A 22,090-nucleotide genomic window follows, 5' to 3' on the forward strand; every position below is an offset into this window, starting at 1 on the left:
AAATCCGCCACAACTCTGCAATGTGAAAAAAAACAAAGTTTCATGCACTGTAGCAGCTATGCAATTGCCCGGTGTATCAAGGCATTAATCTGCCGCCGCCGCCGCCGGGTCCGTCGCGGAACGCCAGGCAGAAGCCCAGCCAAAATTAAACTCAAGGTTGTTTTTCGGTCTGCCGTTACGGCTGCCGGGTGACCGTATAGAGTTGCCCGGCCTGCAGCGGCCCGTCCAGGCGGGTCTCCAGGCCGTCCGGCCAGCGGATCAGGGCGCCCGCGGCGCTGTCCTGCGCCCCCAGGCCGAAATGGGCGCGCGGCGCATCGAAGCTCATGAAGCCGCCGCCGAGCTGGATCTCGCGCATCTGGCGGCTGCCGTCCCGGCCCAGCAGCGTGATGCGGGCGCCGATGCCCGCGCGGTTGCCGGCCAGATCCTGCAGCCGGAACGCCAGCCCCGGGTTCTGGGTGTTGTTGCGGAACACCATCAGCGGCCCGTTCACCGGGTGGGTCACCAGGTCCAGATCGCCGTCGCCGTCCATGTCGAACTGGGTGGCGGCGGCGGTCATCAGGTAATCTTCCAGCCCGAACGGGCCCGAGGCCTCCTCAAAGCGGCCCTGGCCGGTGTTGCGGAAGAACAGGTTGGAGGGCGAGACCTCGTTGGGCACCCAGGTGCCGTTGACGATATAGACGTCCTGCCAGCCGTCCTGGTCGAAATCGGCCACTTTGGTGTCCCAGCTCCAGCCGCCCACATCCAGCCCGCGCGCTGCGGCGGTGTCGGTGAACGCGGCGCCCTCCGGCTCCAGCAGCACGTTGGAGCGCAGGATCTGCGGGTGGGTCAGGGCGATTTCTTCCGCCTTGGGCTGGCGCGCGGGCTTGAAATGCAGATCGCAATAGGCGCGCGGGACGGGCTGGCCGGCGGGGATCAGCGCGCACAGCGTGGCGTCGCGCTTCTGGATCGCCAGATCCTTGATCAGCATCGCCTTGCATTCCGCCTGATAGCGGCCGCTCAGCTGCTGGCAGCGCCCGGCATAGGCGGGATCGAAGCTGTTGCCCGCCTTGTACCAAGCCTTGATCGCCATGTTCTGCCGGCAAACCGCCTTGGCCTCAGCCGCCTGGATGGCATCGCAATAGCGGCTGAGCGGCTGCATCTTCAGCCGCTCCGACACCCCGGAGGAGCGCCCGGCGATCTGCGCCAGATAGATGGCGGGGCGGCCCTGGTTGAACAGATCCGCCGTCTTCACCGCCATCGTGGTGGTGGTGGTGTGCGGGATCACGCCCTCGGGCTGGGCCACCATGGCAAGACCGCCGGTGCCGTCGCCGCGGTAGAAGTAGTCGGGGATATCGAAATCGTTGCCGACGATCAGATCCTGGGTCCCGTCGCCGTCGAAATCGGAAAACAGCACCGACAGCGTCTCGCCGGGGATGCCCGGCAGCTCGGTGAATTGCGCGCCGGTCAGCTGCCCGTCCGGGTTCAACAGCACCCGGTTGCGGGATTCCTCGCCGGGAATGCGCCGGTACCAGCCCGCCGCCCAGTTCCCCAGCGCCGCATCCAGATGGCCGTCGCGGTCGATGTCGGCAAAGGAGAGCGCCATGGTAAGCGGCGCATCGGCACGGTTTGCGACCGGGCGCGGCGGCTCGGCGCCGAAGCGCCCCTCCGCATTGCGCCACCAGTAGTTGCCCTGCAGGTAGGTGGCCAGGAACAGGTCGGCCCAGCCGTCATTGTCGATATCGGCCAGGGCGGCATTGAAGACCGGCGCCCCGGCCAGGCCCCCCAGGTCCAGGGCCACGGGCGTGAACCGGCCGCTGCCGTCGTTTTCATAGAGGTAGAGGCCCGCCTCGGTGGAAGCCACGGCAAGGTCGATGTCGCCGTCGTTGTCGATATCGCCCGAGGCCAGGCTGCGGCCTTCCCAGAACGGCGGCCACATGTCGCGCATGGTGAACTCGACCGGCTTGGTGATGCCGATCGTGGCGGCCTCGGCGCGGGTAAAGCCTGCGGCAGCGGCGGGCGAAGGCGGGGTGAAGGGGGCGGCGGCCACCGTGATACGCGCCGCGCCTGCGCCTGCGCCCGCGGCCAGCACTGGCGCCTCCAGCCCGGCGGCCTGGGCTGCGCCCCAGGGGGCGGGCGCCTGCGGGCCGTCTCCCAGCAGCTGCTCCAGCGCGCGGCGGCTCTGCCACTCGTGATAAACATGGGTGCCCAGCCCGGCGGCAAAGCCCAAGGAGCCGATGACGGCGGCCATCAGCGCCGCCGCCCGGAGCCCCAGCGCCGAGGTGATGATCATGAAGGAATAGACGGAAAAACTGCCCAGCGTGAACAGCGCTGCCATCACATAGCCATGCGCCATTCCGGCGGCGATCAGCGCCCCCGCCAGCACCACATCGAACCCCATCGGCACCGGCAGGAACAGCGCCACCAGCGTCAGCAGCATCAGGGCGCCGATGCCAAAGCCCAGCCCGGTGATCAGATCCTGCGGGAACAGCGTGCCCGCCGCGGCGCCGAGAAATCCCGCCAGCAGCATCATCGGCACCGTCAGGCGGATGATGTACCAGAGGTTTTTGAGATAGACCCGGGCCACGCCCAGAACCGCTGCCGGCAGGCTTTCGCCCGGCGCCGCCCCGGCGGCCAGCTCGCCGGTGCTCCAGGGGGTCTGGGCCGCGGGTTCTGCCGGGGCGATCTGCACCTGCGGCAGGAAGCGGCAGATCAGCGGCACCGCGGCCAGGATCACAAAGAGGCTGAGCGCCAGCTTGGCTGCGGCCATGTAGAAGGGCACCAGCGAGAACAGCATCGACAGCACCACCACGTTGAGCGTGGGCGAGGCCACCATCGCCGACAGCGCGGTCTCGGCCCGCATGCCGGAGGCATACATCCCCTTGCCGATCGGCGCGACGCAATTGGCGCAGACCCCCAGCGGCGCGCCGACCGCCAGCCCCAGCGCCGAATTGGCGAACCGGCCGCGGAAGCTGCGCGTCTGCAGGCAGGACAGCAGGGTCATGATGGCGGCGGCAAAGAGAATGCCGAAGGCCATGCCCTTCTTGTTGGTGTGGATCCAGTTGAGGGTCGAATAGCCGATCCGCTCCAGCGTGCCCATCGCCGCACTCAGCGGGTACTTCGCCTCAAAGCTCAAGGGGTCCTCGAGCTGGATGGCCCCTGACATCATCGCCTTTTCATTCAGTGCCGGATAGCGCGAGCCGGTCCAGAACAGATAGGCCAGGGCACCGAGGATCAAGAGCGCAAGGAGAAAGCGTTTCCGGTGGGGAGGGGCGATGAAAGCGTGCATGGAAAAGACTTGAATGGAAGGCGGAAGAGGCGAACGCCTTTTCGTACCACGTTCCCCGGTAAATGCAATTTTCTTGCGGAAAGCCGCGTGCGGGCCGCAATGCCGGGCCCGGGTAGTCATGCGCGGCCGGCCCGGTTAGAACGGGTGCTGCTGCGCCTCATTCCCAGTCTGCCGGAGCATTTCTATTGACACATGACCCCAGCCGCCGCGCCCGTCCGGGCAACCCGTACCAGGACCTGCCGCCGCAGAGTTTCTGGCGCACCGCCGTGGCCGAACCCGGCCTTTTCGGGGTGCAGGACCTGCATCAGGCGAAATTCCGGATCAGCCCGCAGGATTGCATCATCACCGCGGGTTCCTGCTTTGCCCAGCATGTCAGCACGGCGCTTGCCGGCAGCGGATACAACTGGCTCGATGCGGAGCCGGCGCCTCCAATGATGTCCGCCGCCGCGGCGCGGCGCTTCGGCTATGGCGTGTTTTCCTGCCGGACCGGCAATATCTATTCGGCGGCGCTCTTGCGGCAGTGGCTGGAATGGGCCTTTGGCCAGCGCGAGGAGGACTGTGAAATCTGGCATCAGGACGGCCGCTGGTTCGACCCCGTGCGCCCGGCTGCCGAACCGGGCGGCTTTGCCAGCGCTGAAGAGGTGCGCCAGGCCCGGCGGCGCACGCTGGAGGCGCTGCGGCGCGCCGTCCGGGAAGCCCAGGTCTTTATCTTCACGATGGGGCAGACCGAAACCTGGATCAATGGCCGCAGCGGCCTGGTCTACCAGATGTGCCCGGGCACTCAGGCTGGCGTGTTCGACCCCGGCCTGCACAAGCTCGTCAATCAGGATGCGGCAGCGGTGCAGGAGAACATGGCGGCAGCACTGGCGCTGTTGCGCGCGGTCAACCCGGAACTGCGTGTCTTGCTCACGGTGTCCCCGGTGCCGCTGACCGCAACGGCGGTTCCAGGCGCGCATGCCCTGTCCGCCAACGGCTTTACCAAGGCGGTGCTGCGGGCCGCGGCCGGCAGCCTGGCTGCGGCGCATGACTGGACCGATTATTTCCCGTCGTATGAGCTGCTCACGGCCCCGGCTTTCGGCGGCGTGTTTTTCGAGCCGAACAAGCGGACCGTGGCGGCGCAGGGGGTTGCCTTTGTCATGCAGCACTTCTTCAGCTGTTTCGGCGGTCACGGAGAGGGGGAGGCTGCCGACGGCGGCGCTGCAGGGGCTCTGGCGGATGGTGAACTGGTCTGCGAGGAGATGATTTTGGATTACTACCGTGACTGACAGCCTGTTTCTGACCGGGGATTCGCACACTGTGGCCATCGGCCAGGCCGCCCGCCGCGCCGGCCTGGCGGTGACTGGCGGCCCGCTGGGCGCAGGCGCCCGGCTGGAGAAACCCTTTTACCGTGTGGAAGGTGGCGATTTTATCATTACGCTGCCCAGCACCGGTCCGCTGCGGCCGCTGTTCCGTCCGCTCCTGACGAGCCCTCTGCCGGTTCTCAGCACCCTGGGGTTCAATTCGCACAGGCTTGCCGGAGAGATCCACGCATATTGCAGCGCAGCGGGGATCCAGGACTGGCGGCAGGCCATGTCCGGGCAGGTGTTTGAGCAGGCGGTCCTTGAGGCGCGCCGCACCGCGCTGGCATTCTACCGGCTGCTGGCGGCTCATGGCCGGGAGGTCTATTTCACCTGCTCTCCGCAGCGTGTTGCACCGCATTTGCGGGAGCTTCTTGCGGCAAGTGAAACGGTTCTGATCCGCGAGGTCTGCAAGACCGGTGCAGTCTTTCTGGACCACCGGCCGCAGACGATGGACGGCCCGTGCCTGGCCGCGCGGTACGCCAATGAGGCGGACACGATGCATGGCAGTATCGAATGGGGGCAGGCCGTCCTGGATCTGTTTCTGACAGAGCGCGCCTGTGCCGCTGCGGCCAGCTGAAAAGCGGCGCCGGGACGGCCCCGGCGCCAGCGGCAGCGTCAGTTAGTCCAGCTGCTTGCTCAGCTCCGCGATGACCCGCTCCTGCTCCAGCGTATAAAGAGTCAGCTCTTCCACCTTGCGCAGCAGCACCATCTGCATAGCGCTCATGTTCAGGCCAGTGTTGTTGATTTCCGCCGCGGAAGGCACATCCGGCAGGTGCCCGTTCTCCTCAATGTAGGCCGCGACTTCGCTGAGCGGGCGCAGCTCATAGCTGTCCTCGAACACATAGTCGGGCACGTTCAGCGTGGTGCTGCCTGAAATGAAGTTGCCGAGAACGGTCAGATCCCCGGCATTGGACAGCGAGAATTCAATGCCGGCCGTATCCGGCGACAGAATGGTGAACGCGTTGTTGATCGTTGCCAGCTTCCAGGTCTTGCTGGTTGCGGTGTTGATGAAGTTGAAGGCGGAATCGCCGTTGTTCTTCAGGCCCGCCATGGTCCGGATAGAGGGTGAGCTATTGGCATTCTCAATCAGAAAATGCCCGGTGTCATTGGCGTCATAGCCTGCCGTCACCCCGCCGGCAGCGGTTGTTCTGACATGCAGGTTTGCCGAGGGATTATTGGTGCCGATCCCGACGTCGTTGTCGGCCTCGATGTAAATGGAGTTGTCATCCGCACCGGGTTCGATCCGGAACGGCAGTTCGCTGCCGTTGGTCACATCGCGCACGAAGAAGTTGGTCTCGTTGCTCGCGATATCCCAGGTCTGCGGGGTAAAGCCGGAGGAACCGTTCTGCTCCAGCCGCAGGGTCGGGCTGTCGCCGTCTGCCACATGCAGCTCGACAACCGGCGCGGAGGTGCCAAAGCCGACCTCACCGCCGGATTTGACATAGACCGCATTGTTGCCCGCATCAGCCTCGACCAGAAACGGCTTGGTGCTGGCATCGCGGTCTTCGATGGCAAAATAGTTGGCGCCGCCATTGCCGCTGTCATTGGCAATCAGCGTCCAGTCGCGGGTCGGGAAGCTGGCAGAGACCGATGTGTCGTTAAAATGAACCCGCAGGTTGTTTTCCTTCAGCCGGACGGTGTCGAAGCCGAAGTTTTCACCAGATACGCAGTCAACGCCGACGCAGAGGCTTCCCGTCACGACCACATCGTCGCTGAACACCTGGTCTGCCTGCGCAGCACCTGCGGCCAGGGCCAGAAGGCTGGCGCCCGCAGCCAGAATCCGTTGGGGTTTGCGGCTCATGTCAAATTCCTTTTCTTTCAAACAGGGGGCGGCGGCGGCCGCGGCAGTCTTTTGAGGCTCAGTCTTCGGTCACGGTTTCGGGGGTGATGATGGCCCCGCGCGACACTGTGAAGGATCCGGTCATGGTGAAGGATCTGGCCCGGGACGTGGCGGGTTCGCCGCGGCCGTTGTCGATGGGATTGACGATCTCTTCCTGTTCGCTGGCGGCGGCGCTCAGCTCATAGCGGTAGGTGCCGTCCTGCACTGCGCCGCGCTCCAGCTCATAGACCGGGGTGCCGGAGGCCGCCTGGATCGAGGTGACCCGGCCGTTCGGGGCCACCACCACCAGCGTGGCATTGCTGAGCCCGATCCAGTTCTCGAACCAGATCGCATTGGAATTGTGCTGCTGCACCGGATCCGCCTCCAGTGCCGCTGCCGCACTGGCCAGGCTGAGGCTGAGGCAAAACCCGAAAGCCCGGAATGTCATCCGCATGGCATGTCTCCCGTTGTGCATTTTTCATCAGAAACTGCTCTGCCGCCGGTCTGCATGGCCTGTACCGGCGGAAATACGCTCATTTCAAGAAGTATTACCTGACGTAAAAGTAAAATGTTAAGAGTTTTGTTGGTTTTGCAGCATTTTTTGCGCCTGCGGCCTGGGGGCCGCAAGCAGGCAGGCGCCAGGCCCTTAGTTGATCACCCCGGCGCGGCTGAAGACGCCGAAGAAATTGCCGAAGATGTTAGAGACGGTCAGCACGTCGTTAACCGGCGATTCGGTGGCCATCACCAGGTCGCCCGGATTGATCTTGAACTGGCGCGCCGAGAACAGCCCGTCGGCAGAGGTGAGGTCGAGCGAGAACACCACCCGCTGCTGGCGCGGCCCGCGCACGCCGGGCGCCACCGCGCTTGCCGGGTATTCGCGCAGAATCAGCAGCCCCTTGGGATCGGCCTTGCCGTCCTGGAAGCCGCCTGCCACCGACATCGCGTCCATTGCCGACATCTCATCCTTGGAGAAGATGTGCAGGTCTTCCTCGCCGGTGGCGCCGAAGGAGAGGAAATAGCGCTCGTCCTCCTCGACGAACACCCGGTCGCCGCCGCGCAGAAGGGTGTCGAGACGGGGGGTGTTCAGCAGGGTGTCGACCGAGGTGCCATAGATCGACTGGCCGCGCACCAGCCGGATCTGCGGGTTGTTGAGGCTGGCGCTGATGCCGCCGCCGGCCGAGATCAGCCCCATCACCGTGTAATTGCGGTCCGGCATCGGATAGGTGCCGGGCTGGGCGACGCCGGACACCAGGTCCACCGAATTGCCGCGCCCTTCGGCCATGGCCAGCTGCACCTGCGCTGACGGCACCACCGGCTCCAGCGCCTCTTGCAGCTTCATGCGCGCCATTGCCGGGGTCAGCCCGTTGACGTTCACATCGCCCACATAGGGCATGAAGATGGTGCCGTTGGCGGCCACTTTCATGCCCTGCAGCTGCACCATTTTCTGTTCAGCGGTGGTCAGCAGCGAATTGTCGTTGCTGTCCCAGATGCTGAGAGACAAGAGATCGCCGGGCTGGATGATCTGGGTCTTGGCGCCCTGGTGGGCGTGCAGCCAGTTCAAGCGCTCCTGTTTGCCGGTGGGCGGCCAGGCCGCCACTGTGGGCAGCAAGGCCCGGTTCACCTTGTAGAGCGCGAAATTGGCATCCGCCTCACCTGATTCCCTCAGAATCTCTTCGCTGGCCGGAGCGCCGCCGGGCAGGCGGGAACAGGCCGCGGGCAGAAGGATAAGGCCGGCAGCCGCCAGCCAGGGAAGGAATTTCAGCATGAAGAGCCTGTTGCGGAACCGCTTTGATTTTTTTCTGCTGGAAGGATACTGGGCTGAGCCAGAGGGTTCAACAGAAACGGGCCGCAGGCATGAGGATTCCCGCCGTATTGGTTCTGGGTGCAACAGGGCGCATCGGGCGGCTGCTGCAGCTGGCGCCGCCAAAGGGCATGGCGCTGCGGCTGCAGGCGCGCCGGGCGCCGCCGCTGCCCGGCAGCCCGGGCGGGGGCTGGCCGGGCGGGGACTGGCATGTGTTCGATCCGCTGGCGGACCCGGCCGCGCTGGCCCGTGCCGCGGCGGGCGCAGAGACCATTCTCTGCCTGGCCGGGCCAGTGCCCGGGCCGGGGCAGGGGGATGCAGGCATGCAGGACCACATCCGCCTCGGCGAAGCGGCGCTGCGCGCGGGCGCGGCGGCGGGCGCGCGGGTGCTGCTGGCCTCTTCGGCCGCGGTTTATGGCGCGCAGTCCGGGCTTTTGCCGGAGGAGGCGCCCTTGCGCCCTGCCAATGCCTATGGCGCAGCCAAAGCGGAAATGGAGGCCCGCGCCGCGGCGCTGGCGCCTGAGCTGGGGGTGCAGGCCTGTGCCTTGCGGATCGGCAATATCGCAGGCTTTGACGCGGCCCTGGGCGGCTGGCGGCCGGGCTTTGCCCTCGACCGGTTCGCCGATGGCCGCAGCCCGCGGCGCAGCTACATCGGGCTGCAGGCCCTGGCGCAGGTGCTGGCGGCGCTGCTGGCGCGGCCCGGGCTGCCCGCGGCCCTCAACATCGCACAGCCCGGGGCGGTGGAGATGGCGGCCCTTCTGCGGGCGGCCGGGCGCCGGTTCAGCTGGCAGCCTGCCCCGCCCGCTGCAATCGCAGAGGTGGTGCTGGACACGGCCCGGCTGCAAGCGCTGCTGCCTGTGCCGCTGGCGGCGGCGGATCCGGCCCGGATGGCGGCGGACTGGGCCGCGTCAGGGCTGGAAACGGCAGGCGGGCAACAGGCGGACACGCAGAGGAGACCCACGTTATGACCTGGCGCAAACGGCTGTTCGACCTGTTCTTTGCCACCCTGCTGATTGCGCTGCTTGGCCCCGTGCTGCTGCTGCTGCTCGGCTGGCTCCTGTGGAAGGAGGGGCGGCCCCTGTTCTATGTGGCGGAGCGGATGAAGGCGCCCGGCCGGCCATTTAACCTGTGGAAGCTCCGAACCATGACGGCGGCGGATGCGGACACCGGGGTCTCGGGCGGCGACAAGGCGGCGCGCATCACCAGGACCGGCGCCTGGCTGCGCTCCAAGCGGCTGGATGAATTCCCGCAGCTGTGGAACATCCTCAAGGGCGATCTCTCCTTTGTCGGGCCGCGGCCGCCGCTCCGCCAGTATGTCGAGGCGCATCCGGACCTTTATGCCCGGGTGCTGAAATCGCGCCCCGGCGTCACCGGGCTCGCCTCGATCACCTATCACAAGCATGAGGCGGCGCTCCTGGCGCGCTGCGCAACAGCCGGGGAGACGGATGCGGTCTATTCCCGGCTCTGCGTGCCGGCGAAGGCGCGGCTGGACCTGATTTACCAGCGCCATCAAAGCATGTGCTTTGATTTCGACATCGTGTTCCAGACCATCGGCAACCTCTTCCGCCGCCGGTAGGCGCGGGGGCCACAGTGCGGCGGTTTTCCGCCGCTGCCGGTTTTGCGGTGCGGCGCAAACCCGGTATGATAGAATTTCCGGCCAAACGGCCGCGCCGCGGATTTGGCAACGGGTTCGGGTGCTTGGCGGTAAGTTTTTATTTACTTTTTCTGCTGTACGGCACCCGCAGGGCTGCCAGGACAGGCCAGCAGAATGCAACAGGGAAAACACCCGGGCGCAGGGGCAGACAAGCATGTACAATGTGATCAGCGCGCTGTCGCGCAAGCAGAAATCCTACGTCTTCCTGGCCGTGGATCTGGCGCTGCTGCCGCTGGCGCTGCTGTTCACGCTGGAGGTGCAGCCGCTGCCGGACCCGGCGCTGGCGACCCTGGTTTTGCTGCTGCCGCTGCTGCCCTATGTGCTGGCCGCCGCCGCGCTGCTGGCGCTGTGGCTGGGGCTGCCGCGGGTGCAGCTCAACGCCTACGAGCGCCATGCCGCGGTGCAAAGCGGGGTGCTGGCGGGCGCCAGCGCGCTGGTGCTGGCCCTGCTGGCCCGCTTCTTCGGCCCGGCGCTCGGGCCGGGCACCTATGTGGCCTTTGCGATCTTTTATTTCCTGGCCATGGCGGCGGCGCGCGCGGTGATGCTGCAGCTGGTGCTGATGGTCTACCGCCGCGCCAACCCCCGCTGCCGGGTGCTGATCTACGGGGCCGGCAATACCGGCACCCAGCTGGCGCAGGCGCTGAAGGCGCATGGCGGCATCGACCCCATCGCCTTTGCCGATGACAACTCCTCGCTGCAGGGGATGACACTGGTCGGGCTGCCGGTCTATGCGCCCTCGCGGATTGCCGAAATCGTCGAAACCCGGCAGATCCGCCGGGTGCTATTGGCGATGCCGTCGCAACGCCAGCCGCGCCAGGCGCAGATCATCCAGCGATTGCAGAAACTGGGGCTGGAGGTGCAAGCGCTGCCCTCCTTTGCCCAGCTCATTGGCGAGGAGGCGCTGGTCGACAAGCTGACGCCGGTGGCGCCGCAAGCGTTCCTGGGCCGCGACGCCTGCACCGTGCCGCTGCAGGAAGCCGCAGGATCCTACCGCGGCAAGGCCGTGCTGGTGTCCGGCGCCGGCGGCTCGATCGGCTCGGAACTGTGCCGCCAGGTGCTGGCCTGCCGCCCCTCCAGGCTGGTGCTGTTCGAGCTTTCGGAACTGGCGCTCTACACGGTGCATCAGGAACTGGGGCCGGTGGCCGCAGAGGCGGGCATCGAGCTGGTGCCGGTCCTGGGCACAATCACCGACCCGCGCCAGATGCGGCTGGTGCTCAATACCCATCAGGTGCAGGTTGTGCTGCATGCCGCCGCCTACAAACATGTGCCGCTGGTCGAGGCAAACCCGCTGCCGGGCCTTGCCAACAACGTCTTCGGCACCCAGATCCTGGCCCGCGCCGCAGCCCGGGCGGGGGTGGAGCGCTTCATCCTGATTTCCTCCGACAAGGCGGTGAACCCGGCCAATGTAATGGGCGCCTCCAAGCGGATGGCGGAACTCATTGTGCAGGACCTGGCCACCCGCTTCGGCACCGGCACCGTGTTCACCATGGTGCGCTTCGGCAATGTGCTGGGCTCTTCCGGCTCGGTGGTGCCGCTGTTTCAGGAGCAGATCAGCCGCGGCGGTCCGGTCACGGTGACCGACCAGAATGTGAAACGCTTCTTCATGACCATCAGCGAGGCGGTGCAGCTGGTGCTGCAGGCAGGCGACATGGCCCAGGGCGGCGAGGTTTTCGTGCTCGACATGGGGGAGCCGGTGCCGATCCTGCAGCTGGCCCGCCAGGTGATCGAAAGCGGCGGCCACTCTGTGCGCGATGCGGACAATCCGGACGGCGACATCGCCATCGAGATTATCGGCCTGCGCCCCGGCGAGAAGATGGAGGAGGAGCTGACGCTGAGCGCGGAGCTGATCCATACCCGGCACCCGAAGATCTTCTGCGCCCGCGAGACCGTGCTGTCGGAGATCGAGGTCGCGGGCTTCCTGCGCAGCCTGCGCCAGGCGGTGGCGGCTGGCGACGAGGCGGCGGCGCTGCAGGTGGTGCGGCACTGGGTCGAGGGCTATGGCCAGGCCGCGGCGGCAGGGCGCATAAGCTCCTGATCCGGCGGCCGCCGCAAGTGCGGCGCCGGGGCTGCAATCCCCGCAAAACCGCCGCCGCCGGGCCTGCGGGCAATTGATCCGGCCCGCCGTCATGGTCTAAGCAAGGCAGCAGATAACAGCGCCCGGGCAACAGCACCCGGCGGCAGGCAGCACCAGAAGGCAGGCATTTCCCGTGACCCCGATCAAATCCCTCGTGCGCAGGACCGCCCCGGCGGCGGCGCTGTGCCTGGCAGCCCTGCCGGGCCAGGCGCTGGACCCCGGGGCCGCGGACGGGGCGGCGGCACCCGGCACCGCCGCTGCCGCGCCGCGGCTGAAACCGCTGCCGCCCCCCAGCCTCAACTTCTATGGCAGCCCCGGTCTCATCGACATGCCAAGCGCGGAGATGCTGCCGGACGGCCAGTACGCGGTCAGCTATTCCTGGTTCGCGGGCCAGAGCCGCTACAACCTCACCTTTCAGGCGCTGCCCTGGCTGTCGGCCAGCTTCCGCTACAACGGCATCCAGAACCTGAACCTGTTCGGCTTTGACACCTATTACGACCGCGGCTTCGACGTGCGCGCCCGGCTCTGGCGCGAGCGGGGCTGGCTGCCCGAGGTCACCATGGGGCTGCAGGATTTTGCCGGCACCGGCATCTATGCGGCGGAATATTTCGTCGCCACCAAGCGCTTTGAGGCCGCCGCCTTAGGCTGGGGCCGCGGGCCGGGGCGGCTGAAGCTCACCGGCGGCTTCGGCTGGGGGCGGCTCGGCAGCAATGGCGGCATCGCCACCACCGGCGGCGCCCGCCCGGCCTTTGCCGCCGGCGACACCGGCGGCGAACTGTCCACGGATCAGTGGTTCCGCGGCACGGTGTCCCCTTTTGCAGGCTTTGAGTGGCAGCCGGATGAGCGCTGGAGCTTCAAGGCGGAATATTCCACCGATGCTTATGTGATCGAAACCCGCGACTCGGATGTGTTCGAGCATAAGTCCGCCGCCAACTTCGGGGTGGAATACCAGTATTCCGACCGGGTCCGGCTCGGCGCCTATTACCTCTACGGATCAGAACTCGGCTTCAACGCGCAGATCCAGCTCAATCCGAAACATCCGCCCACCCCGCTGGCCGTGCCTGCGCCGCACCCGGTTGTGCCGCGGACCCAATGGGCCACCGAACAGGCGCACTGGACCCGGGACTGGGCCGCAAGCGCCAGCCGCAAGCGCCAGATCCGCGACCTGGCGGCAGAGGCGCTGAAGGCGGACGGGCTGGTGCTGGAGGCGGTCACCTTGACCGGCACAGAGGCCGAGCTGCGCTACCGCAACCTGCGCTACCGCTCTGAATCGCAGGCCGCCGGCCGCGCCGCCCGCGCGCTGGCGCAGACCATGCCGCCCTCGGTGGAGACCTTCCGCCTGGTGCCGGTGCGCCGCGGCACCGGCCTGGCGGCGGTCGAGATCCGCCGTTCCGACCTGGAGGCGCTGGAGTTCGACCCGGAGGCCGCAGATGCGCTGCTGGCTGCCGCCGGGATCAGGGACGCAGGCCCGCTGCCGCAGGATGCGATCTTCTCGGATGAATTGTACCCGGCCTTTGCCACCTCGGTCAGCCCCTACACCCAGCCGGCCTATTTCGACCCGGATCAGCCGTTCCGCCTGGATGCCGGGGTCGATTTCGCCGCCTCCTATGCGCCCGCGCCCGGCTGGCGCATCGCCGGTGCCATCCGCCAGCGGATCTGGGGCAATGTGGAAGGCGGCCGCGCCTCCAACTCGGTGCTGCCGCATGTGCGCACCGACCAGGCGGAATATGCCCAATACGGCACCACGCTGGAAAACCTCTATGTCAGCCGCCTGTGGAAGCCGGGCAGCAATCTCTATGCCCGCGCCACTGCCGGCCTGTTTGAGAGCATGTACGGCGGTGTTTCCGGCGAGGTGCTGTGGAAGCCGGTGAACAGCCGCCTCGGCCTCGGGCTGGAAGCCAACTATGTGGTGCAGCGTGATTTCGACCAGCGGTTTTCCTTCCGCGACTACAGGACCTTCACCGGCCATGCCTCGGCCTATTACGAGCTGGACCGGGGCTACCAGCTGCAGCTGGATGCCGGGCGCTACCTGGCCGGCGATTACGGCGGCACCGTCAGCCTGAACCGCGAGTTCAACAACGGCTTCCTGGTCGGCGCCTTCTTCACCCTCACCGATGTCTCGTCCGAGGACTTTGGCGAAGGCTCCTTTGACAAGGGCTTCCGTTTCCGCATTCCGGTGGACTGGCTCCTGGGCAAACCGTCACGCTCCAGCTTCGGCCTGACCATCCGCCCGACCCAGCGCGACGGCGGCCAGAAGGTGATCGTGCCGGGCCGGCTTTACGCGCCGGTGCGCGCAGCCCACCGCAGAAGCCTGGAAAACCAGCGTGCGAGGTTCTGGGAATGAGCATGATCCGTGCCGCTGCCGCCGTCCTGGCCGCCGCCCTGCTGCTGGGGGGATGCGCCCGCGGCCCCGACGAGGCGCCGGCCGAGCTGGCGGTGCTGCAGGCTGTCGGCGAGCAATTCAGCCGCCGCGGCGACGCGCCGCCGCCGGCCCAGCTGACCCGGGCGCTCTTGGACCAGCAGCCCCAGGACTATATCGAGGTCACCGTCGAGAACCGCGATGCCAAGGCCTATCTGAGCCGGACGCTCAGCCGCCGCGACAGCCATCCCGGGCAGATCGAGGTCTGGCGCACCCAGGACAATGTCTCGGTCGCTCTGCGCCAGGGCATGCTGATCGCCACCCGCGGCCTCGGCGGCGGCCTCCTGTCGGCGCAGGTGCCTGCGGCAGAGGGTATTGGCGGCCCCGCCCGCGGCGGCGCCCGCCGCTATGCATTGCGTGCCGAAGGCAACGGCCAGACCATCGTGAACATGGCCTGCAGCCTGCAGGATCTGGGCCTGGTGCCGGTGGAGATCGTCGGCATCACCCATCCCGCCCGCCATCTGCAGGAGCACTGCGAGGGCGGCGGCGGGGCGGTGGTCAACGATTACTGGGTCGATTCCCGCCCCGGGCGCACCCTGGTGTGGCAGTCGCGGCAATGGGCAGGCGCTGAAATCGGCTATGTGCGGATCCGCCAGCTGCGGCGCTGACCCTTGCCCCCGGCACCAGCGGCATTGCGGCAACGGACGGAAAAAATCCGCGCTGCAAACCGGATTTCAACAGTTTTGCAGCTATTCTCCACGTTGAAATGAAAACCCGCCTCCCCTAAGGTCCGATCAACGGCCTGTTCCACAGTTCTCCGAAGGAGTTTGATATGAAGAAACTTATGACCGCCCTGACCTTGGCAGCCCTGGCATCCGCCACTGCCGTTTCGGCGCAGCAGCAGCCGGCTACACCGGCTGCACCGGGTGCCGGCGCAGGCGCCGGCGGCGCAGGTGCAGGTGCCGGCGGCGCAGGTGCTGCAAACGGCTTTGCCCTGGGCGGCCTGAGCGCCGGTGCCACTGCAGGCATCGTGGCCGGCGTGGTTGTGATTGGCGTGGTTGCCAATGACGACGACAACGCAACCAGCACCACCACCACCGATTGATCCGGCTGCCCTCCGGGGCACTTGGAATGCTTTCAAGGAAACGGGCCTTTCGGGCCCGTTTTTCATGTCTGCCGGCACTCTGGAGAAACCTGCCCCCGCCCGGGCGGATACCGCTTCTGAGAACATGCCCTCCAGCCCCTGCGGCGGCCCGGCAGCGCTCCTTCCCGCATGAGCTGCCCGCATGAGATGAAGGCCGGATACGGGCTGTCCTGCCTGGTTGTCCGCACCATCCGCGGGCAATTCGCTTTTGGGTTGAGATCCCGGACGGAGCCCTCATCGCAGCTGTCCGCAAAAACCTCCCCAGCTTGGCAGAACGGGCTGTAACTGATAGTGTTGGCAGGGCCTTGTGGCAATGCGGCGGTAAGGGTTGGCGCCCCGCATGCCTTGCTTTCTAGCGGCCTTGGGTTAGCTGCTGACTGTGTTTGTTGTGTATCGCTTGGGGGGGCCGATGACCTTTCAGTCTGACGATTTTTCGTCTGGCGCGCTTGATCCGCTTGTCTGGAGCTTTGTGGCGCCTGCGGGGGCCACGGCGGCGTCCGGCACGGCCGGCGAGGAGGCCTTTATCCGGCTGGAGACGCCCGCGGGCGACTTCAACCCTTATGACACCAACAACGGCGCGCGCATTGTCCAGGCGGCGGCGGACGAGGATTTCCAGCTCGTCACGCGCTGGCTGACCTCGCCGGACGCGCAGTACCAGGGGCAGGGCTTCCTGGTGGAGCAGGACGCCGGCACCTGGCTGCGTTTTGATATCTACTCAAACGGCTCCGGACTGTTCGCCTATGGCGCGGCGACAACCGGCGGCGACACCCGCACCAAGTTCAACCTCAGCCTGGGCACCGCCGAGATGCCCTATATGCGGCTGACCCGGGACGGGGACAGGTGGACCTTCGAGCTGTCTGCCGACGGCAGCAACTGGACGGTGTCGCGCAGTTTCACCGAAGCAATCACAGTGACGGCGGTGGGGTTGATGTCGAACAGCAGCGGCGGCGCGCCGGGCTACATCGCCGAGGCCGATTACTTTGAGAACACCGCAGCGCCGATTGCCAATGAGGACGGGGGCAGCACCAACACCCCGCCTGCGGCGGGTGATGACAGCGCCAATGCGGCCCAGGACACCGCCGTGGTGCTGGATGTGCTGGCCAATGACAGCGACGCGGACGGCGACCCGCTCACCGTCACCGCGGTCACCGCCCCCGCCAGCGGCACGGCAGTGATCAATGCCGACAACACCATCACCTACACGCCGGATGCGGGCTTCACCGGCACCGACAGCTTTACCTATACGGTCAGCGACGGCACCGGCAGCGATACCGCAACCGCAACCGTGACGGTCAGCCCGCCGGGCAACACTCCGCCAGCGGCGGGTGATGACAGCGCCAATGCGGCCCAGGACACCGCCGTGGTGCTGGATGTGCTGGCCAATGACAGCGACGCGGACGGCGACCCGCTCACCGTCACCGCGGTCACCGCCCCCGCCAGCGGCACGGCGGTGATCAACGCCGACAACACCATCACCTACACGCCGGACGCGGGCTTCACCGGCACCGACAGCTTTACCTACACGGTCAGCGACGGCACCGGCAGCGATACCGCAACCGCAACGGTGACGGTCAGCCCGCCGCCGGGAGAAATCGTCTCTGACGATTTTTCGTCTGGCGCGCTTGATCCGCTTGTCTGGAGCTTTGTGGCGCCTGCGGGGGCCACGGCGGCGTCCGGCACGGCCGGCGAGGAGGCCTTTATCCGGCTGGAGACGCCGGCGGGCGACTTCAACCCTTATGACACCAACAACGGCGCGCGCATTGTCCAGGCGGCGGCGGACGAGGATTTCCAGCTCGTCACGCGCTGGCTGACCTCGCCGGACGCGCAGTACCAGGGGCAGGGGTTCCTGGTGGAGCAGGACGCGGGCACCTGGCTGCGTTTTGATATCTACTCAAACGGCTCCGGGCTGTTCGCCTATGGCGCGGCGACAACCGGCGGCGACACCCGCACCAAGTTCAACCTCAGCCTGGGCACCGCCGAGATGCCCTATATGCGGCTGACCCGGGACGGGGACAGGTGGACCTTCGAGCTGTCTGCCGACGGCAGCAACTGGACGGTGTCGCGCAGCTTCACCGAAGCAATCACGGTGACGGCGGTGGGGCTGATGTCAAACAGCAGCGGCGGCGCGCCGGGCTACATCGCCGAGGCCGATTACTTTGAGAACACCGCAGCGCCGATTGCCAATGAGGACGGGGGCAGCACCAACACCCCGCCTGCGGCGGGTGACGACAGCGCCAATGCGGCCCAGGACACCGCCGTGGTGCTGGATGTGCTGGCCAATGACAGCGACGCGGACGGCGACCCGCTCACCGTCACCGCGGTCACCGCCCCCGCCAGCGGCACGGCAGTGATCAATGCCGACAACACCATCACCTACACGCCGGACGCGGGCTTCACCGGCACCGACAGCTTTACCTATACGGTCAGCGACGGCACCGGCATCGATACCGCAACCGCAACGGTGACGGTCACCCCGCCGGGCAACACCCCGCCTGCGGCGGGTGATGACAGCGCCAATGCGGCCCAGGACACCGCCGTGGTGCTGGATGTGCTGGCCAATGACAGCGACGCGGACGGCGATCCGCTCAGCGTTACCGCGGTCACCGCCCCCGCCAGCGGCACGGCAGTGATCAATGCCGACAACACCATCACCTACACGCCGGACGCGGGCTTCACCGGCACCGACAGCTTCACCTACACGGTCAGCGACGGCACCGGCAGCGATACCGCAACCGCAACCGTGACGGTCAGCCCGCCGGGCAACACCCCGCCAGCGGCGGGTGATGACAGCGCCAATGCGGCCCAGGACACCGCCGTGGTGCTGGATGTGCTGGCCAATGACAGCGACGCGGACGGCGACCCGCTCACCGTCACCGCGGTCACCGCCCCCGCCAGCGGCACGGCAGTGATCAATGCCGACAACACCATCACCTACACGCCGGATGCGGGCTTCACCGGCACCGACAGCTTTACCTATACGGTCAGCGACGGCACCGGCAGCGATACCGCAACCGCAACCGTGACGGTCAGCCCGCCGGGCAACACTCCGCCAGCGGCGGGTGATGACAGCGCCAATGCGGCCCAGGACACCGCCGTGGTGCTGGATGTGCTGGCCAATGACAGCGACGCGGACGGCGACCCGCTCACCGTCACCGCGGTCACCGCCCCCGCCAGCGGCACGGCGGTGATCAACGCCGACAACACCATCACCTACACGCCGGACGCGGGCTTCACCGGCACCGACAGCTTTACCTACACGGTCAGCGACGGCACCGGCAGCGATACCGCAACCGCAACGGTGACGGTCAGCCCGCCGCCGGGAGAAATCGTCTCTGACGATTTTTCGTCTGGCGCGCTTGATCCGCTTGTCTGGAGCTTTGTGGCGCCTGCGGGGGCCACGGCGGCGTCCGGCACGGCCGGCGAGGAGGCCTTTATCCGGCTGGAGACGCCGGCGGGCGACTTCAACCCTTATGACACCAACAACGGCGCGCGCATTGTCCAGGCGGCGGCGGACGAGGATTTCCAGCTCGTCACGCGCTGGCTGACCTCGCCGGACGCGCAGTACCAGGGGCAGGGGTTCCTGGTGGAGCAGGACGCGGGCACCTGGCTGCGTTTTGATATCTACTCAAACGGCTCCGGGCTGTTCGCCTATGGCGCGGCGACAACCGGCGGCGACACCCGCACCAAGTTCAACCTCAGCCTGGGCACCGCCGAGATGCCCTATATGCGGCTGACCCGGGACGGGGACAGGTGGACCTTCGAGCTGTCTGCCGACGGCAGCAACTGGACGGTGTCGCGCAGCTTCACCGAAGCAATCACGGTGACGGCGGTGGGGCTGATGTCAAACAGCAGCGGCGGCGCGCCGGGCTACATCGCCGAGGCCGATTACTTTGAGAACACCGCAGCGCCGATTGCCAATGAGGACGGGGGCAGCACCAACACCCCGCCTGCGGCGGGTGACGACAGTGCCAATGCGGCCCAGGACACCGCCGTGGTGCTGGATGTGCTGGCCAATGACAGCGACGCGGACGGCGACCCGCTCACCGTCACCGCGGTCACCGCCCCCGCCAGCGGCACGGCAGTGATCAATGCCGACAACACCATCACCTACACGCCGGACGCGGGCTTCACCGGCACCGACAGCTTTACCTATACGGTCAGCGACGGCACCGGCATCGATACCGCAACCGCAACGGTGACGGTCACCCCGCCGGGCAACACCCCGCCTGCGGCGGGTGATGACAGCGCCAATGCGGCCCAGGACACCGCCGTGGTGCTGGATGTGCTGGCCAATGACAGCGACGCGGACGGCGATCCGCTCAGCGTTACCGCGGTCACCGCCCCCGCCAGCGGCACGGCAGTGATCAATGCCGACAACACCATCACCTACACGCCGGACGCGGGCTTCACCGGCACCGACAGCTTTACCTACACGGTCAGCGACGGCACCGGCAGCGATACCGCAACCGCAACCATCAATGTCGGCAGCCCGATCCACGTGTGGTACGGCGATACCCAGACCTTTGGGCTTCTTGGAGAAGCGCAGCGCTGGATCAACGTCCTCGGGAATGCCGTCGCCACCAATCTCACCTCGCTGAGTTACACGCTCAATGGCGGCGCCGAACGCGCCCTTGAAATCGGCCCGGACACACGGCGCCTTGCCGAAGAGGGCGATTTCAACATCGATATCGACTTTGCCGAGCTTGATGGCAGCGCCGCGGACGATCAGATTTCGATCATCGCGCGCTATGATGACGGTTCGTCCCATACCCAGGACGTGACGATCGAATACCAGAGCGGCAGCACCTGGGCGGCCGATTACTCGATCGACTGGAGCACGGTCACCAATGTTCAGGATGTTGTGCAGGTCGTCGACGGGCACTGGGCCCTGACCGGTGACGGCCTCCGGCTTACGGAACCCGGCTATGACCGGTTCGTGGTTCTGGGCGACGACAGCTGGGATTATTACGAGGTCAACCTGTCCTTCACCGGGCACGATCTGTATTCCGAGGATCCCCGGGGGCGTGACGGCGGCACCTTCGGATTCGGCCCGTGGTGGGAAGGGCATACGGATGATCCGCTGTCCGGCTGGCAGCCGAAATCCGGATACGACCCTTCAGAATGGCTGTTCTATTTCAACGGCGATCCGAACGGGCGGTTCCGGTTCTTCAACGATGGCGGCAATTATCCGGTCAAGCTGGAAGAAGACACGGAATACAATTTCACCATCCGGGTGGAGCAGGCCAATGTCATAGACCGGCTGTACAGCGTGAAAGTCTGGGAAGAAGGCACTGCTGAGCCTGTGGACTGGCTGTTCCAGCGCATCATTGCATCGGAGGCGCCGATTACCAGCGGCTTTGCGCTGCTCAGCCATTATTACGACGTGACCTTCCATGACATAGCCGTCACCGAGATCGGCGGCAGCGACATTGTGAAAGGCACCGGCACCAGCGACCTTCTGTCGGCGGTGGATACGGGGTCGGCCGCCCCGGGGCAGGGCGAACTCGATATCCTTGCCGGCAATGGCGGCGGCGACCTGTTCCTGCTGGGGGACGACACGTTCGTCTACTACGATGACGGCACAACCGGGGCCGGTCTCGACGATTACGCCTATGTCTGGGATTTCACGGCGGGCCAGGACCAGGTGCAGCTGCACGGCAGCGCATCGGATTACGTCCTGTCCGAGGACGCCGCCGGATTGCCTGACGGCACGGCGGTCTGGCTGCGCGGGGCGCCGGGCAGCGCAGACGAGCTGATCGGGGTTCTGGCGGGGACTTACGGCCTTTCGATCACCGGTGACGAGTTTGTTTTCAGCGACACGATTGCCTGACTTCCGGCTGCCGCCGGGCGGCCGGAGCGGGCAGGGGCGGGACGGCAGCCCCTGAGCGGCCGCGGGCCGCGCCTTTTTCCCAAAGATTTCCGGGAGGGCCGCAGCCCTATTCAAACAGACGCCGCTGCGGCACGACGATCACATCGCCCGGAACCAGAACCGTACTGCCGGAGAGGCTGCCGCCGTTTGTTCTGAAGTTGTACAGGAAAATCTTGTCCCCGCGGCGCAGCTGGATCCGCTTGTCCGCTGCGAACCGGGTCAGCCCGCCAGCCTGCGCAATCGCCTGCAGAAGCGTGGTGCCCCGGGTTGCCTCCAGCTTTCCCGGATTGGCGATTTCGCCGGTGACGTAGATTGCCCTGGTCGCCGGAGCCGCCGAAACCGCGGCCGCCGGGCGCACGCCGACAGCGCCGACCGATACGAACACCGTCGGCGGCGAGGCAAAAGTGGAGGACAGTTTCCGTGTCAGGTCGCTCCGGACCTGGTCGACGGTGCGCCCGCCGGCCGGAACGCTGCCCGCCAGCGGAAAGCTGATGGAGCCGTCCGGCAGCACGAGCGTGCTGCGGTTGAGGGTCGAATCCTCAAGAACTTCAACGTTGAGCGTATCGCCCGATTTGATCCGGTAGCTGCTTTGCGCCTGAGCTGCGGCCGTAAAAAGCAGCGCGGCAAAAATTCCTAACAGAACCCTGAACATGGCTGGTCCTCACAAGGTTTGTGGCTATTGGGACAGCTTAGCGCGTGTCTTGCCTCACTGTAAGGCCTAGATTTTATTCAGAACTGCCCTAAGGTAGGGCGTTTTTTTCGCAC

The 22,090-nt window shown here is 66.6% G+C and carries 14 protein-coding genes; 9 read left to right on the forward strand and 5 right to left on the reverse strand.

The genetic code is table 11. The annotated features are described in order from the left end of the window. Positions 1-175 precede the first annotated feature (175 nt). On the reverse strand, positions 176-3,265 hold the full coding sequence (locus tag AC5STB_RS20650; RefSeq protein WP_495444743.1) for an FG-GAP-like repeat-containing protein: 3,090 nt from the start codon (positions 3,263-3,265) through the stop codon (positions 176-178). Between the two features lie 185 nt (positions 3,266-3,450). Here AC5STB_RS20650 and AC5STB_RS20655 point away from each other — a divergent pair, with 185 nt between their 5' ends. Then, positions 3,451-4,530 carry a GSCFA domain-containing protein gene (locus AC5STB_RS20655; protein ID WP_495444744.1) on the forward strand — a complete coding sequence of 360 codons (1,080 nt, stop codon included), beginning with the start codon at positions 3,451-3,453 and terminating at the stop codon, positions 4,528-4,530. Beyond that, complete coding sequence (locus tag AC5STB_RS20660; RefSeq protein WP_495444745.1) at positions 4,523-5,182, forward strand: hypothetical protein; 660 nt, start codon at positions 4,523-4,525, stop codon at positions 5,180-5,182. The genes AC5STB_RS20655 and AC5STB_RS20660 overlap by 8 nt, the downstream gene beginning before the upstream one ends. Positions 5,183-5,224: 42 nt before the next feature. On the opposite strand, the gene AC5STB_RS20665 is transcribed toward AC5STB_RS20660, so the two are convergent. The 3 genes from AC5STB_RS20665 to AC5STB_RS20675 form a co-directional block, all read right to left on the reverse strand. Next, entirely contained in the window at positions 5,225-6,406 is a 1,182-nt protein-coding gene (locus tag AC5STB_RS20665; protein WP_495444746.1) for a hypothetical protein, read from the reverse strand. Positions 6,407-6,464: 58 nt separating this feature from the next. Next, positions 6,465-6,878: a hypothetical protein gene (locus tag AC5STB_RS20670; protein WP_495444747.1), complete on the reverse strand. Its 414-nt coding sequence runs from the start codon at positions 6,876-6,878 to the stop codon at positions 6,465-6,467. Positions 6,879-7,070: 192 nt separating this feature from the next. Then, the gene (locus AC5STB_RS20675; RefSeq protein ID WP_495444748.1) at positions 7,071-8,189 is read right to left on the reverse strand and encodes a polysaccharide biosynthesis/export family protein; all 1,119 of its coding nucleotides are present in this window, start codon (positions 8,187-8,189) and stop codon (positions 7,071-7,073) included. An 89-nt stretch (positions 8,190-8,278) separates the two neighbouring features. Here AC5STB_RS20675 and AC5STB_RS20680 point away from each other — a divergent pair, with 89 nt between their 5' ends. The 7 genes from AC5STB_RS20680 to AC5STB_RS20710 all read left to right on the forward strand — a co-directional run bounded on the left by AC5STB_RS20680 (position 8,279) and on the right by AC5STB_RS20710 (position 21,286). Continuing rightward, complete coding sequence (locus AC5STB_RS20680; RefSeq protein WP_495444749.1) at positions 8,279-9,193, forward strand: NAD-dependent epimerase/dehydratase family protein; 915 nt, start codon at positions 8,279-8,281, stop codon at positions 9,191-9,193. Further along, complete coding sequence (locus AC5STB_RS20685; protein ID WP_495444750.1) at positions 9,190-9,801, forward strand: sugar transferase; 612 nt, start codon at positions 9,190-9,192, stop codon at positions 9,799-9,801. Before AC5STB_RS20680 ends, AC5STB_RS20685 begins: the two co-directional genes overlap by 4 nt. Before the next feature lie 232 nt (positions 9,802-10,033). Continuing rightward, complete coding sequence (locus AC5STB_RS20690) at positions 10,034-11,914, forward strand: polysaccharide biosynthesis protein (RefSeq protein WP_495444751.1); 1,881 nt, start codon at positions 10,034-10,036, stop codon at positions 11,912-11,914. A 172-nt stretch (positions 11,915-12,086) separates the two neighbouring features. Beyond that, positions 12,087-14,297, forward strand: coding sequence for a YjbH domain-containing protein (locus tag AC5STB_RS20695; protein ID WP_495444752.1), 2,211 nt, complete (start codon positions 12,087-12,089; stop codon positions 14,295-14,297). 2 nt (positions 14,298-14,299) lie between these two features. Then, on the forward strand, positions 14,300-14,980 hold the full coding sequence (locus tag AC5STB_RS20700; protein ID WP_495444753.1) for a YjbF family lipoprotein: 681 nt from the start codon (positions 14,300-14,302) through the stop codon (positions 14,978-14,980). A 164-nt stretch (positions 14,981-15,144) separates the two neighbouring features. Further along, positions 15,145-15,417, forward strand: a complete 273-nt coding sequence (locus AC5STB_RS20705; protein WP_495444754.1) for a hypothetical protein — start codon at positions 15,145-15,147, stop codon at positions 15,415-15,417. 448 nt (positions 15,418-15,865) lie between these two features. Next, a complete protein-coding gene (locus tag AC5STB_RS20710) occupies positions 15,866-21,286 on the forward strand; it encodes an Ig-like domain-containing protein (protein WP_495444755.1) in 5,421 nt (1,806 codons plus the stop codon). A gap of 106 nt (positions 21,287-21,392) precedes the next feature. Here the strand turns inward: AC5STB_RS20710 and AC5STB_RS20715 are convergent, their stop codons facing one another. Further along, positions 21,393-21,977 carry a polysaccharide biosynthesis/export family protein gene (locus AC5STB_RS20715; protein ID WP_495444756.1) on the reverse strand — a complete coding sequence of 195 codons (585 nt, stop codon included), beginning with the start codon at positions 21,975-21,977 and terminating at the stop codon, positions 21,393-21,395. Between the last annotated feature and the right edge of the window lie 113 nt (positions 21,978-22,090).

The sequence above is a fragment of the Leisingera sp. CC-HEC093 genome (genome assembly GCF_059429195.1).